This window comes from Enterobacter cloacae complex sp. IR5441, from assembly GCF_049238215.1.
In the GTDB taxonomy this organism is placed as follows: domain Bacteria; phylum Pseudomonadota; class Gammaproteobacteria; order Enterobacterales; family Enterobacteriaceae; genus Enterobacter; species Enterobacter hormaechei_C.
On record NZ_JBMKIA010000001.1, the window covers coordinates 1 to 14,132 of the forward strand.

Annotated in this window: 12 protein-coding genes, 1 tRNA gene and 2 rRNA genes; 4 read left to right on the plus strand and 11 right to left on the minus strand. The window is 52.4% G+C overall.

Annotated features, from left to right (window positions below; translation table 11 throughout):
- The 3 genes from rrf (ACOTX5_RS00005) to rrf (ACOTX5_RS00015) form a co-directional block, all read left to right on the plus strand.
- Positions 1 to 111: ribosomal RNA gene (gene rrf, locus ACOTX5_RS00005) — 5S ribosomal RNA — on the plus strand; the annotation flags it as partial.
- Positions 112 to 125: 14 nt separating this feature from the next.
- Positions 126 to 201, plus strand: a tRNA-Thr gene (locus ACOTX5_RS00010).
- A 43-nt stretch (positions 202 to 244) separates the two neighbouring features.
- A 5S ribosomal RNA gene (gene rrf, locus ACOTX5_RS00015) occupies positions 245 to 360 on the plus strand.
- A 335-nt stretch (positions 361 to 695) separates the two neighbouring features.
- Here rrf (ACOTX5_RS00015) and ACOTX5_RS00020 read toward each other — a convergent pair.
- The 3 genes from ACOTX5_RS00020 to ACOTX5_RS00030 all read right to left on the minus strand — a co-directional run bounded on the left by ACOTX5_RS00020 (position 696) and on the right by ACOTX5_RS00030 (position 5,430).
- Positions 696 to 917 carry a lipoprotein gene (locus tag ACOTX5_RS00020; protein WP_003860364.1) on the minus strand — a complete coding sequence of 74 codons (222 nt, stop codon included), beginning with the start codon at positions 915 to 917 and terminating at the stop codon, positions 696 to 698.
- Between the two features lie 248 nt (positions 918 to 1,165).
- Positions 1,166 to 4,279, minus strand: a complete 3,114-nt coding sequence (locus tag ACOTX5_RS00025; protein ID WP_017693888.1) for an efflux RND transporter permease subunit — start codon at positions 4,277 to 4,279, stop codon at positions 1,166 to 1,168.
- Positions 4,280 to 4,290: 11 nt separating this feature from the next.
- Positions 4,291 to 5,430, minus strand: coding sequence for an efflux RND transporter periplasmic adaptor subunit (locus tag ACOTX5_RS00030; RefSeq protein ID WP_015572026.1), 1,140 nt, complete (start codon positions 5,428 to 5,430; stop codon positions 4,291 to 4,293).
- Between the two features lie 396 nt (positions 5,431 to 5,826).
- Here ACOTX5_RS00030 and envR point away from each other — a divergent pair, with 396 nt between their 5' ends.
- Positions 5,827 to 6,474: an acrEF/envCD operon transcriptional regulator gene (gene envR, locus ACOTX5_RS00035; protein WP_015572025.1), complete on the plus strand. Its 648-nt coding sequence runs from the start codon at positions 5,827 to 5,829 to the stop codon at positions 6,472 to 6,474.
- On the opposite strand, the gene ACOTX5_RS00040 is transcribed toward envR, so the two are convergent.
- The 8 genes from ACOTX5_RS00040 to ACOTX5_RS00075 all read right to left on the minus strand — a co-directional run bounded on the left by ACOTX5_RS00040 (position 6,469) and on the right by ACOTX5_RS00075 (position 14,107).
- Complete coding sequence (locus tag ACOTX5_RS00040; protein ID WP_045911922.1) at positions 6,469 to 8,553, minus strand: putative bifunctional diguanylate cyclase/phosphodiesterase; 2,085 nt, start codon at positions 8,551 to 8,553, stop codon at positions 6,469 to 6,471. The genes envR and ACOTX5_RS00040 overlap by 6 nt on opposite strands.
- 140 nt (positions 8,554 to 8,693) lie before the next feature.
- Positions 8,694 to 8,858, minus strand: a complete 165-nt coding sequence (locus ACOTX5_RS00045) for a DUF2556 family protein (protein ID WP_003860373.1) — start codon at positions 8,856 to 8,858, stop codon at positions 8,694 to 8,696.
- Positions 8,859 to 9,036: 178 nt separating this feature from the next.
- Positions 9,037 to 9,333 carry a DNA-binding transcriptional regulator Fis gene (gene fis / locus ACOTX5_RS00050; RefSeq protein WP_000462905.1) on the minus strand — a complete coding sequence of 99 codons (297 nt, stop codon included), beginning with the start codon at positions 9,331 to 9,333 and terminating at the stop codon, positions 9,037 to 9,039.
- A 23-nt stretch (positions 9,334 to 9,356) separates the two neighbouring features.
- Positions 9,357 to 10,322: a tRNA dihydrouridine synthase DusB gene (gene dusB / locus ACOTX5_RS00055; protein ID WP_015572023.1), complete on the minus strand. Its 966-nt coding sequence runs from the start codon at positions 10,320 to 10,322 to the stop codon at positions 9,357 to 9,359.
- Positions 10,323 to 10,652: 330 nt separating this feature from the next.
- Positions 10,653 to 11,393, minus strand: coding sequence for a carbonic anhydrase (locus tag ACOTX5_RS00060; RefSeq protein WP_045141594.1), 741 nt, complete (start codon positions 11,391 to 11,393; stop codon positions 10,653 to 10,655).
- A gap of 137 nt (positions 11,394 to 11,530) precedes the next feature.
- Entirely contained in the window at positions 11,531 to 12,412 is an 882-nt protein-coding gene (gene prmA / locus ACOTX5_RS00065) for a 50S ribosomal protein L11 methyltransferase (protein WP_015572021.1), read from the minus strand.
- Between the two features lie 11 nt (positions 12,413 to 12,423).
- The gene (panF, locus tag ACOTX5_RS00070; protein ID WP_017693892.1) at positions 12,424 to 13,875 is read right to left on the minus strand and encodes a sodium/pantothenate symporter; all 1,452 of its coding nucleotides are present in this window, start codon (positions 13,873 to 13,875) and stop codon (positions 12,424 to 12,426) included.
- Positions 13,865 to 14,107, minus strand: coding sequence for a YhdT family protein (locus tag ACOTX5_RS00075; protein WP_003860385.1), 243 nt, complete (start codon positions 14,105 to 14,107; stop codon positions 13,865 to 13,867). Before ACOTX5_RS00075 ends, panF begins: the two co-directional genes overlap by 11 nt.
- Positions 14,108 to 14,132 lie beyond the last annotated feature (25 nt).

Consider the following 14,132-nt stretch of genomic DNA (forward strand, 5'->3'; position numbering starts at 1 on the left):
CGGCTTTAGCGCGGTGGTCCCACCTGACCCCATGCCGAACTCAGAAGTGAAACGCCGTAGCGCCGATGGTAGTGTGGGGTCTCCCCATGTGAGAGTAGGGAACTGCCAGGCATCAAATTTAGCGTGCTGATATGGCTCAGTTGGTAGAGCGCACCCTTGGTAAGGGTGAGGTCCCCAGTTCGACTCTGGGTATCAGCACCACTTTATACTTAGGTTAAAGTTCGGCAAGAAGTAAAAGAATTTGTCTGGCGGCTTTAGCGCGGTGGTCCCACCTGACCCCATGCCGAACTCAGAAGTGAAACGCCGTAGCGCCGATGGTAGTGTGGGGTCTCCCCATGTGAGAGTAGGGAACTGCCAGACATCAAACAAGTAGAAAGGCCATCCGAAAGGATGGCCTTTTTGCGTTATCGCTCCAGCCAAACCAATTCCCTCATTCGATATTCCTGCTGTCGCCATTAATACCTTACGGACGTATTAAAGCGTTTTACCCTACTGAAACTGAAGTTGTGGAATGCATTATGCTGGCTCGCAGCAGCGTTAAATCAATTAAATGTTATGTACAGGTATGGGGTATAGCGGGGAGTAAGGTAGAGTATTGAATTTAATTAATATCTGATGCTATTCGTGATGAGGAATATACGTTCCTTATATCAGGGAAAAATAAAAGCGCGGCGATGGCCGCGCTTTTAGAAGCCTTATTTAGTCAGGGCGACAATACCGAGTGTCAGGCCAGCGATTGCCGCGGCGCCACCAGCAATCGCACCTGCTGTTTCCCAGTTATCCTGGGTAGTGCCCTTCATACAGGTATTGGTGTGAACCAGTCGCCCCTGATCGTCGTATACCGGTACACATGGAGAGTCGTGCGCGCAACCAGCAAGCAGCGCAGCGAGAAGTGCAACGGAAAGGAATCTTTTCATGATGTTACCTCAATATGATCGCTTATTCGCTAAAGAGCCGATACAGCAATTAACGAACTGATGATTATTTTACCACCGCACTAATACCATGCAGCACGGGGAATAATCTCAATTTGTGTGGATTGTAAAAATTATGAAGAAAAAAGCGCGGGCACTGATTATTAATGGAGGAAATGTGAAGAGGGGAAGTGTTTTTACATTGTTTTCAGGAAATAAAAAAGGCACCAGAGGTGCCTTTATGGTTTTCATTAATCCTTGTGCTTTGTAAACCGTCTCCGGACAACCACAAAGAAAACAGGAACAAAGAAAATGGCCAACAGGGTGGCTGACAGCATCCCGCCCATCACGCCCGTCCCGACCGCATTTTGTGCCCCACTACCAGCACCGCTGCTGATGACCAGAGGCATAACACCAAGGATGAATGCCAGGGAAGTCATCAGGATAGGACGCAGACGCATACGCGAGGCTTCAAGCGTGGCTTCGATAATCCCTTTGCCTTCTTTATCCATGAGATCCTTGGCGAACTCAACGATCAGTATGGCGTTCTTGGCTGATAAACCAATTGTCGTAAGCAGACCAACCTGGAAGTAAACGTCATTGTTCAGCCCTCGCATTGATGCAGCCAGAAGCGCGCCGATCACCCCCAGCGGCACAACCAGCATGACCGAGAAGGGAATTGACCAACTTTCATAGAGGGCCGCCAGACACAGGAACACCACAATCAGTGAGATGGCGTACAGCGCCGGAGCCTGATTCCCGGAAAGTCGTTCCTGATAAGACATCCCCGTCCAGTCGTAGCCGATGCCGGAAGGCAGTTTTGACGCAAGGCTTTCCATCAACGCCATTGCCTCACCGGTACTTTTGCCAGGGGCAGACTCACCGAGGATCTCCATTGATGGCATCCCATTGTAACGTTCCAGACGCGGTGAACCGTACACCCAGTGAGAGCTGCTAAAGGCAGAGAAAGGCACCATTTCGCCGTTAGCGCTACGCACATACAGGCCGTTAATGTCTCCGGGTAGCATACGGAAGCGAGCATCAGCCTGGACATAAACTTTTTTCACCCGTCCGTGATCGATAAAGTCGTTCACATAGGTGCCACCCAGCGCTGTTGAAATCGTCTGATTGACGTCAGACACGCTCACACCCAGCGCCTGTGCCTTCTCCTGATCGACGTCCAGCTTGAACTGTGGCGTATCTTCCAGTCCATTAGGACGCACGCGAACCAGTAAGTCAGGATGTTCTCTCACCATGCCCAGCAGCTGGTTACGCGCCTGGGTTAACTGCGTATGCCCCAGGTTTGCCTGGTCAATCAGTTCAAAGTCAAAGCCTGTTGCGGTACCCAGTTCAATAATGGCAGGCAGGTTAAACGGAAATACAAGACCGTCTTTGATCTGGCTGAACGCTTTCGTCGCGCGGCTGACAATCGCCTCAACGCCGTTTTCCTTGCCCGGACGTTCTTCCCATGGCTTCAGGCTGACGAAAGCGATACCGGAGTTCTGCCCCTGTCCGCTAAAGCTAAAACCGTTTACGGTAAAGACCGATTCAACGTTCGCTTTCTCTTTCGTCAGGTAATAATCCTGAACCTGATCGAGTACCTGCTGAGTACGCATTTGCGTCGCCCCTGCCGGCAACTGAACCATCGTCATAAACACCCCCTGATCCTCTTCCGGCAGGAAGGAGGAAGGCAGGCGCAGGAACAGAACTGCCATGCCGCCGACGATGATGACGTAAACCAGCAGATAGCGGCCGGTCTTACGTAAAATGCCGCTTACGCTGTTGCTGTAGTGCTCCACACTCTTATCAAAGAGCGCGTTAAACCAGCCGAAGAAACCACCTTTCTTTTCATGATGTTCGCTGGAAACCGGTTTGAGCAGCGTGGCACAAAGAGCAGGCGTTAATATCAACGCCACCAGTACCGACAAGGCCATCGCGGAGACAATGGTCAGCGAGAACTGACGATAGATAGCCCCGGTTGAACCACCAAAGAATGCCATCGGAATAAATACCGCCGAAAGCACCATGGCAATGCCCACCAGAGCGCCCTGGATTTGCTCCATCGACTTCTGCGTCGCCTCTTTTGGCGGCAGCTTGTCCTCAACCATGACGCGTTCTACGTTCTCGACCACCACGATGGCGTCATCGACGAGCAGACCTATCGCCAATACCATCCCGAACATCGTCAGGGTGTTAATGGAGAACCCGAACGCAGCCAGTACCGCAAAGGTGCCCAGTAACACCACGGGCACGGCGATCGTCGGAATAAGCGTTGCCCGCAGGTTTTGCAGGAACAAGTACATCACCAGGAACACGAGAACAATCGCTTCAAACAGTGTCTTCACCACTTCATGGATTGAGATCTTCACGAAAGGTGTAGTGTCGTACGGATACACGACTTTCAGGCCTTGAGGGAAGAAGGGCTGCAACTGCGCCAGTTTACTCTTGATGGCGGCAGCGGTATCCAGCGCGTTTGCGCCAGTCGCCAGCTTGATCCCCAGCCCCGTTGCTGCCTGGCCATTGATTTTGGTGACCATATTGTAGTTTTCGCCACCCAGCTCAATGCGGGCCACATCTTTCAGGTGGACCATTGAACCGTCCTGGTTCACCTTCAGCGTCACACGACCAAACTCCTCCGGCGATTTCAGACGCGTTTGAGCAATAATTGAGGCGTTCAGTTGCTGCCCAGGTACGGACGGTGTTCCGCCCAACTGGCCCGCAGCAATCTGGTCGTTCTGCGTTTTTAGCTGGTTAATGATATCCAGCGGCGTGAGCTGATATTTGTTCATCGCGTTGCTGTCCAGCCAGATGCGCATTGCATACTGGGCACCGAACAGCTGCACGTCACCGACGCCGGAAGTACGGCTGATCGCATCTTTTACGTTAGAAGCGACATAGTCGGAGATATCATCCTGCGTGAGGTTTTTATTGTCCGACACAAAGCCTGCAACCAGCAGGAAGCTGCTGCTGGATTTCTCCACGCCGATCCCCTGCTGCTGCACTTCTTGTGGCAGCAGCGGCATGGCGAGCTGAAGTTTGTTCTGAACCTGCACCTGCGCAATATCAGGATCCGTACCCGACTCGAACGTCAGGGTGATGGTGACGTTACCAGCGGAATCACTGGTGGACGACATGTACATCAAATTATCGATACCGTTCATGTTCTGTTCGATAACCTGAGTGACGGTGTCCTGTACCGTCTGGGCATCAGCGCCCGGGTAGGTTGCTGTCACCGCAACCGCCGGCGGCGCAATGGTCGGATATTGCGCGACCGGTAGTTTTAAAATGGCCAGCCCGCCCGCAATCATCAGAATGATGGCGAGTACCCAGGCGAAAACAGGCCGTTGAATAAAGAAATTAGCCATGTCGTTATTCCTTAACTGGCTGGAGTCGCTGCGGTATCAGGAATAGCCACGACGGTGACGCCAGGGCGAACTTTTTGCAGGCCGCTGATAATGACGCGGTCGCCGTTTTTGAGGCCTTCCGTGATCAGCCAGCGATCGCCAATCGCCTGCGGTGCAACGACAGTGCGTGATTCCACCTGGTTTTTCTCATTTACCACAAGCACGGTGGCATCTCCGCGTGGTGTACGGGTTACCCCCTGCTGAGGAACCAGAATGGCATCAGGTTGCGTACCTTCATCGATGCGCGCACGGACAAACATACCCGGTAACAGCATATGCTGTGGGTTAGGGAAGAGGGCGCGAAGGGTGATTGAGCCGGTACTTTCATCTACCGTGACATCAGAGAACTGGAGCGTCCCTTTCAGCGGATAAGGCTGGCCATTTTCCATCAGCAACTCGACGCTGCTGGTGTCTCCCTTTTGCAGGCTCGTCTGCTGCTTCAGGCGCATAAAATCGCTGCTGGATTGCGTCACATCGACATAAATGGGATCGAGTTGCTGAACCGTCGCCAGTGCAGTTGCCTGGCCATTAGTGACTAACGCCCCTTCGGTGACGCTGGATTTACCTATACGCCCGTTGATTGGGGATGTGACTTTCGTATAGGCCAGGTTGATCCGCGCGCTTTCAACGCCAGCCTTCGCGGCAACCACGCTCGCATCCGCCTGCTGGGCAGTTGCCACCGCCTGATCGTACTCCTGCTTGCTCACATATTGCGTACCAACCAGCGGAACGTAACGTTTCACCGTCAGATGGGCGATATTCGCCGCCGCCTGTGCTTTTACCAGTTCACCTTTCGCATTGTCGTAGGCTGCCTGATAGGTGGCCGGATCGATTTGATAAAGGGATTCACCCGCTTTAACGTCGCTGCCTTCGGTAAAATTACGGTGCAGAATGATACCACTTACCTGAGGACGAACCTCCGCAACACGATACGCGTCAGTTCTGCCGGGCAATTCTGTCGTTACGGCCAGTGGCGCGCTTTTAACAATATGAACACTGACCTGAGGAGCTTGCGCATGCTGCTGTGGGTTTTCTTGCCCATCGCACCCGGTGAGCAGCGCGGCACAGACAATGAAACCGGATAAGGGTAAGCATCTGAAGTGATTCGTCATTACTGTTCCTTAAACTACCCTTGAGCCGATATATGCCATGAATCGGTGAAAGGGTGTGAGGCAAAAAATAGAAATGTAGCCGCGTATAATAATGAGGGTGTTTAATGTTTTTTAATTTATAAGTGCTGATGGAGCTTTTAAAAGTAAAAATCGGAATCTGACACAGTGCATTCGGTATTCTTTTTCTGTCAGGATAATCAACGAAATGTTTTCGGTGAATGCTATTCATATATTTTATGAATTTTATGTATTCGATTTATTCACGTGAATTATAAATTAAATGAATTGACTTTTTTTGTGCAAAATTAACACGGGTTTTGGTTAATACTTTGACTACACGACCACGGCAATATCCTTTGATAACGTATCAATCTTATGAGTAATGAGTAGCAGGTTATGGCGCGCAAAAAGAAAGAAGAGGCTCAAAAGACCCGCCAGCAGCTGATTGAAGCCGCTATCGGGCTATTCGCGACGCGTGGCGTGTCCAGCACCACGCTTACCGACATCGCCGATGCTGCTCAACTCACTCGCGGGGCGGTTTACTGGCATTTCTCGAGTAAAGCGGAAATATTTAATGCAATATGGGATCAGCAATTGCCGATGCGTGAGATGATTCGTGACAGGTTAATACTTTCCGAAAATGACGACCCTTTGTTAATGCTTCGTGAACAATTTATTGTCGCACTGCAATATATTGCGAGCGAGCCGCGGCAATATGCGCTTTTACAAATTTTGTATCATAAGTGTGAATTTCATGACGATGTGATTTCAGAATGTGAAATACGCAAGCGGATCGGTTTAAACGATGATTATCTTCGCAAGACGCTAAAGCGATGCATTGCTCGTAACGTTATCTCTTCGCAAACCAATATTGAACTGGCGCTGATTGTTTTCCACGCCTTTTTTAGCGGTGTCATTAAAAACTGGTTAATGGATAGCAACAATTTTAATCTGTACAAACAAGCACCGGCGCTGGTGGATAATATTCTGGCGACACTAAATATCACCCGAGTGGCGCCAGTGGTTTACGATACAGCCTCATGACCGCGTCCGGGGTAGCGACATCTCCCCGTGCTGGCACTGTTCCATAATAGCTTGCGCGGTAATCGGTTTGCCCAGCAGGTAACCCTGTAGCGTATTGCATCCCAGTTCTGTCAGAAAGGTTTGCTGCGCTGCGGTTTCGACCCCTTCCGCCACGACCTTCAGATTCAGCGTTTTTGCCAGGGCGACAATCGCCGAGACAATCGTCGCATCTTCGCTCTCACCACTTAACTCTTTCACAAAAGCACGATCGATTTTCAACTCGCAGGCGGGGAGTCGCTTAAGATACAGAAGGCTTGAGTAACCGGTGCCAAAATCGTCTATCGAGGCTTTTACTCCCGCATCCGTCAGCGCTGTCAGGACACGCACGCTTTCGTCCGGATTGTTCATTGCCGTGGTTTCGGTCACCTCCAGGATCAACATGCCGGGCGGTACGCTATGGCGCGTCAGACAATCGAGAACTGTTTTAAGCAGCGACGGCTGTTCGAACTGCAATGTAGAAAGATTCACCGCCATTGACCAGTCCGTGTGGCCCTGAAGATGCCATTCACGCAGCTGGCGGCAGGCCTCGTCGATTACCCAGTTTCCAATCGGAATAATCAGCCCCGTTTTCTCTGCCAGCGGTAGAAAAAGATCGGGTGGGAGTAACCCCTGTTTGGGATGCTGCCAGCGTAACAGCGCTTCGAATCCGAGGACTGGCCCGGCAGGGGCGTGAAATTTAGGTTGATAAAGCAGGCGTAACTCATTACGGTCGATGGCCTGCCACAGATCATTCATCAGCTGTAGATGCGTCTGCGCCAGCGTATTCATTGACGGCTGGAAGAAGTGATAGCCGTTACGACCCATATGTTTTGTGTGGTACATCGCAGCATCAGCGTTAAACATCAGTTCACGATCGGTTTTGCCATCGTGTGGATAGAGCGCAATGCCAATGCTCAGGGTGACCATCAGTTCGTAAGGATCGAGATGGAACGGGCTATCAATGACGCGCACCAGTGAATTTGCCAGTGAGGCAGCATCATCCGGAGTGGCGGTTTCGGCCAGCAGGACGAATTCATCCCCACCGATACGCGCCAGCGTATACTGACCTTTCAGCTGCAACAGCAAACGCTGAGTCACCGCAACCAGAAGCTTGTCACCGACATCATGACCATAGGCATCGTTGACGGTTTTAAAGCCGTCGAGATCCATAAACATCAGCGCGAAAGGGCTTCCTTCGCGATCGGCCTTGCTGATGGCCTGATCGAGGCGATCCTCAAGCAGAATACGATTGGGTAATCGCGTCAGCGTATCATGTAACGCCAGCTGTGCGAGTTCACGATTAGCTTCTGCCAGTGATGAGGCCAGCAGCGAGGTACGAGCCTGAAGGCGGGCATCGAACATCGACACCAGCAGCGTAATCCCCAGAATAGCGAGCGCGACCACGCTAACCAGTATCGCCAGCCAGCTCCCGTTAATGCCATGATGGTGGACCATCGTCGACATTGGAAATTGTGCTGCTTCCATGCCGGCGTAATGCATGCCAGCGATAGCGATGCCCATGGTGATCGCCGCCCCCAGCCGCATCAACGCCATTCGTGCGGCTTCCTGACGTAAACGGAACGTCAGCCAAAGAGCGGCCAGTGAAGCGGCAAGGGCAATGACCACGGAGATAGCCACCCACTTTTTATCCCAGACAATACCCGGTGTGACCTCCAGGGCTGCCATACCAGTGTAGTGCATGGCAACAATGCCCGTTCCCATCACGACGGCGCCAGGCAGCAGCCGGCGCAAACGTAGCTGCTCGCCGCTAACGAGCCACAGGGCAAACATTGACGAGCTGATGGCGATAACCATCGAAAGCACGGTCAGGACCGCGTTGTAACTCATGCTCATGGAAAGATCCATCGCCAGCATACCGATGAAATGCATCGCCCACACGCCAATCCCCATCGAAACACCGCCACCTGCCAGCCAGACGCGTGCAGCGACGCCCTGGCTTCCGGCAACGCGCGCAGCCATATTCAGCGCGGTATAGGCGGCAAGAATGGCAACAACAAAGGAGATTACTACGAGGATTTGGTTGTATTGGCTAACCAGCATGGTCTGTTCACTCGTTGTGAGACGTTAAGCAAGAGCGGTTGGAAAGGGCACAGACATTATCATCGTCAGGAAATGACGAAAAGTGATTTAAATCCCTGTTTTTATTGAGTGATAACAGGGGGTTTACAGGATGGAAGCGGTTAGTCCAGCTCTGAGCAGTTGACCAGTTTAAGCGGGTTCACGGAATTCATATTGCGACATTTATCGGTTTCGGTGCTCATCAGTTCAATCCACTGCATCAGCAGCGCATCGAAAATGAAAACAGAGACAGCAAAAACGACCAGCCACCAGTATTTACGAATCATGTGTCATTCCGCGAAAAGAGAGCCTGTAAGTTGCTGGAAATATACACGAAAAGCGGGCGTTGAAAAGTGGGGAAAGAGAAGGTTTACAAAGCATTGACGGTTGCCCGTCCGGACGATAAAAAAGGCGCTTCCCCATGCCGAAGAGCGCCTTTTTAAACAAGCAGTTAGCTAATCGAAATTAGTTCATGCCGTATTTTTTCAGTTTCTTACGCAGGGTACCACGGTTGATGCCCATCATCAGGGCAGCGCGGGTTTGATTACCACGGGTGTATTGCATCACCATGTCCAACAGTGGCTGTTCAACTTCAGCCAGTACCAGCTCATACAGGTCATTAACATCCTGACCGTTCAGTTGAGCAAAATAGTTCTTCAGTGCCTGTTTAACCGAGTCACGCAGGGGCTTTTGAGTCACCTGATCCTGAGAGTTAACGGTAGAAACGGTCAGTACGTCAGAATTTACGCGTTGTTCGAACATAGTTCTGTCAGCTCTTTATTTCATTACGCAAGATTTTCGAAGTATGCCTCCAACGCCTCCAGCTGTTCGCTGGCATCCTCAATGGCGTTGAATGTGCGCCGAAACTGGTCATTTGGAGCGTGCTCCTGGAGATACCAGGAGACGTGTTTACGCGCAATTCGGTACCCTTTTGCCTGGCCGTAGTGGTCATGCAGTTCCCGAACATGCGAACAAAGCAAGCGCTTAACCTCTGCCAGAGGCAGTGGGGCAAGCAGCTCCCCAGTGTCCAGATAATGCTGGATTTCCCGAAAGATCCAGGGTCTTCCCTGAGCGGCACGTCCTATCATCAGAGCATCAGCTCCCGTATAGTCGAGCACAGCTCTGGCTTTAAGCGGGTCAGTAATGTCGCCATTCGCGATAACCGGAATGGAAACTTTCTGCTTAACTGCCCGAATGCTGTCGTATTCAGCTTCACCGTTGAACAAACAGGCGCGAGTGCGTCCATGAATGGTCAGGGCCTGAATGCCACAGTCTTCGGCCAGTTGGGCAATCTCTACGCAGTTACGGTGTTCCGGCGACCAACCCGTGCGAATCTTCAACGTAACAGGAACGTCCACTGCGCTGACAACCGCCGTCAGGATTGACTTCACCTGGTCGGGGTATTGCAGAAGGGCTGAACCTGCAAGCTTGCGATTCACCTTTTTGGCCGGGCAACCCATATTGATATCAATAATCTGGGCGCCACTTTCCACGTTAATACGCGCGGCATCTGCCATCTCTTCAGGCACGCTTCCGGCAATTTGCACGGTGCGGATACCTGGTTCATCAATGTGCACCATCCGTAGGCGGGACTTATCGCTTTCCCAAACCTGCGGGTTAGACGACATCATCTCGGAAACGGTCAGGCCTGCTCCCATCTCGTAACACAGCGTCCTGAACGGCCGGTCGGTAATACCTGCCATTGGGGCTGCGATCAGGCGATTTCTGAGCTGGTGGTGTCCGATGCGCATGAGTTAAGAAATGACCATACTGTGACTGCAAGGCGGCGTATATTACGCATTTTTTGCACGAGATGAAAGGCCAAACTTTGAACAATCCTCTGTTGTAGATCAAGGAATCGCCAGTCATTCTTTTTGGATAAGATTATTCGCTATTTAAATCATTGTGTTATGAATAAATGAACATTTTGTGGGCGCTTACAATTTCCCGTAACTTCTCATCATTTCTGAATAAATGAATCAATTGTCCGGGATAATCTGCTGCTATAAGCAGCAGATTATGGCGCTTCTTTGCGATCTGCGTCGCATTTCTGCACAGGATATCAGCGTAAAAAAATCGACTTATTCAACAACCAGACGGCCATGAAGCGGTTGAACCGGGCGGCTGTTTTCATGGTGCATGGTGTGAGTGAATTTTTTCAGCTGTTCAGCAGAGACGGTCAGCGGGTGCTTGAGCACCAGCCATGTCACCCCTTCTGAACACGGTGGCGTGGTCAGAGAGCCGCTAAAACGCCAGTAGGTTTTATCCGTGGGCAGTAATTTATTCATATCGAGGGTTGGCTTAATCGTGACGTTCTGGTCAACCTGTCCAGGCATCACGCCCCAGAGTTTATCCAGTTCAGTGTTTGCCGCGCCCTGATCGAACATAACGGCAACGACCGTCAGTTCGCCGTCAGCGTTTTTATGGACCAGATGCATTTCCATTGCGTATTTTTTACCGTGCACCGTGTTTTCGGATGGCGCATGGAAATGGAACTGCTGTAACGTCCAGCGCTGTTTATCAAGCGTGATGCTGTCGCGTGTATCGGCATTTTCACTTGCCTGGATAGTATGGCCGTTGTTTGTCAGAATGACCGGGCCGTCGATATAGTGCGTTTCCAGCGGAGAGATGTGGGCTTTGACCGTGTTATCTATGTTGACCGGCGACTGATACATTCCGCTTTTACACGTCTTGTACGCCTCGTCCAGTTCGCCCCAGTGTTCCGGTGCGCCTTCTCCCTGATAACTCCAGTGTGATGCGTAAGCCGTAGCCGAAATCATGCTCAGCGCCAGCAGCGCTGCCTTGCCTGAAATGTGTTTCATCATATTCTTCCTGTGAATTTTATTATCCAAATCAACAATTAACATTATGATTTGTGCGGTTATCTTATCGAAGAAAGGAAGAAGGCGGGAGAAAAAACCGAAGGGAAAAGGCGTGGTCAGACGACCACGCCAAACGCTTATTTTTTACGGCCGGTGATGCGACACCACTCTTCTTTTTCGACCACCGGGTCGAGCGCGAAGAGATCGGCGTAGGCTTCACAGACGCTGTCTGCCTGGCTGGCAAGGATACCGGACAGGCCCAGCAGACCGCCTTCAACCGGCAGCACGCTGATTAACGGCGCCAGCTCGCGTAACGGGCCAGCCAGGATATTCGCGACCACAACATCGGCTTTCATCGCCTCTGGCTGTGCATCGGGCAAATACAGTTCAAGGCGATCGGAAACGCCATTACGCTCGGCGTTATCACGGCTGGCCTGAATCGCCTGCGGATCGATGTCGATCCCGATGGCTTTTGCCGCGCCCAGTTTCAGCGCCGCGATAGCAAGGATCCCGGATCCGCAACCGAAGTCGATCACGGTTTTGCCTTCCAGATCCAGGCCATCCAGCCATTGCAGACACAGGGAGGTTGTCGGGTGGGTGCCGGTGCCGAACGCCAGACCCGGATCCAGCATCACGTTGACGGCGTTTTTATCGGGAACTTCACGCCAGCTTGGGCAGATCCACAGACGCTGACCAAACTGCATCGGATGGAAGTTGTCCATCCACTCGCGTTCCCAGTCTTTGTCTTCCAGCTGTTCAATTTTATGCGCGAAACCCACGCCCAGCAGCGGATGGTTTTCCAGAATCGCCACGACCTCTTTCATGTCGGTTTCTGCATCGAACAGGCCGATAACGTCCGTATCACCCCACAGGCGCGTTTCGCCCGGCAGCGGCTCAAAGACCGGCGTGTCATGCGTGTCCTGGAAGGTGATAGAGACCGAACCGGCCTCCATCAGCGCATCACTCAGTTCTTCGGCGTTCGCGCCGGTTGTGTTCAGTTTTAATTGGATCCACGGCATGGCAAAACTCTTTATTTGTCAGTAGAAATCAGGACAGTTTGTGGCACCGGTCGACCAAAACGGTTTCCCACCACAAACGCCAGTAAACTTACCAGTAACGAAGGCACGATCGGATGGAAGCCCAGATACTGAATTTTAAACGTGGCGAGAACGGCATACAGGACGCCCCCGACAATCATGCCGCTTAATGCACCCGCGGCATTCGCGCGTTCCCAGTAGAGCCCCAGCACCAGCGGCCACAGGAAAACGGCCTCCAGCCCACCAAAGGCGAGCAGGTTCAACCAGATGATCATCTCCGGTGGACGCCACGCGGCCAGCAGCAGCAACGCCCCCAGCACCAGGGTAATCACCGCCGACATGCGCTTGAGGCGTCGCTCATTTTCGACCTGTTCAGGGCGCAAATTCAGATAGAGATCTTTAATGATCGTAGCGGAACTTTGCAGCAACTGAGCGTTGATAGTCGACATAATGGCCGCCATGGGGGCGGCGAGGAAAATCCCGGCGGCAAACGGCGGAAGCACTTTCACCATCAGGGTTGGAATGACCAGATCCGGTACGGTAAGGTCAGGGATCACCGCGCGTCCCAGCGCACCCGCCAGGTGCATACCGAACATCAGGATCGCCACCACAATTGTCCCGATAATGATCCCGCGGTGCACCGCTTTGCTGTCTTTATATGAGATGCAGCGCACGGCGGTATGCGGCAGGCCAATCACGCCAAAGCACACCAGTACCCAGAACGAGGTCATAAAGGCTGGAGAGAGGATGTCATCCGCCCCCTGCGGTGAGACCAGTTTCGGATCGATCGCTTCCAGGGTTTCAACCGCATGGCTCAGGCCCCCTGCGGCATGCACGATACCCACCAGCAGAACGAGGGTGCCAATGAGCATCACCATCCCCTGCATCGTGTCGTTGAGTACGCTGGCGCGGAACCCGCCAAATGCGGTATACAGCGCGATACTCACACCGAAAATGACCAGGCCCGTCTCATAGGGGATCCCGGCTGCCGTCTCCAGCAGTCGCGCCCCGCCGATAAACTGCACCGTCATTGCGCCAATAAACGCCACCAGCAGACTCAGGCTTGCCAGCCATACCAGCAAGCGACTCTGATAGCGGGCAAACAGCATATCGTTCAGCGTTACGGCATTGTAGCGACGGGCCAGAATGGCAAACTTTTTACCCAGTATGCCCAGAGAGAGCCAGATGGCAGGCAGCTGGATCATGGCCAGCAGTACCCAGCCCAGCCCGTACTTATAAGCGGCGCCGGGGCCACCGATAAACGAGCTGGCGCTGATGTACGTGGCGGTCAGCGTCATGGCCAGCACGACGCCACCCATTGAGCGGCTCCCGAGGAAATACTCGTTCAGAAAGGTGCCGGTCGAACGTTTACGCATCGCATAAACCGACAGGCCAAACACCAGGAACAGGTAAGCGATAAGGGGCAGAATGACTTCAAGCTGCATCATCGTCCTCCAGTGAAATATCGCGATAGATGAATTTCACCATCGCCCAGCACAGCAGGATAAACACCAGCGGCAGCAGCAGGCAGGCCATTTCAAACCAGTGCGGGAGGCCGGTAATGCCAATCGCCGAATCAGGTAAGTAAGCAGTTACTAACCACGCGGCGAGATAGAGAAGGGTCAGCCACAGCGCCCAGCGCGCTTCTTTATGGGCCTGAACAAAACGTTTGTCCATTTTTTGTCCCTTGTGGATGAAGAAA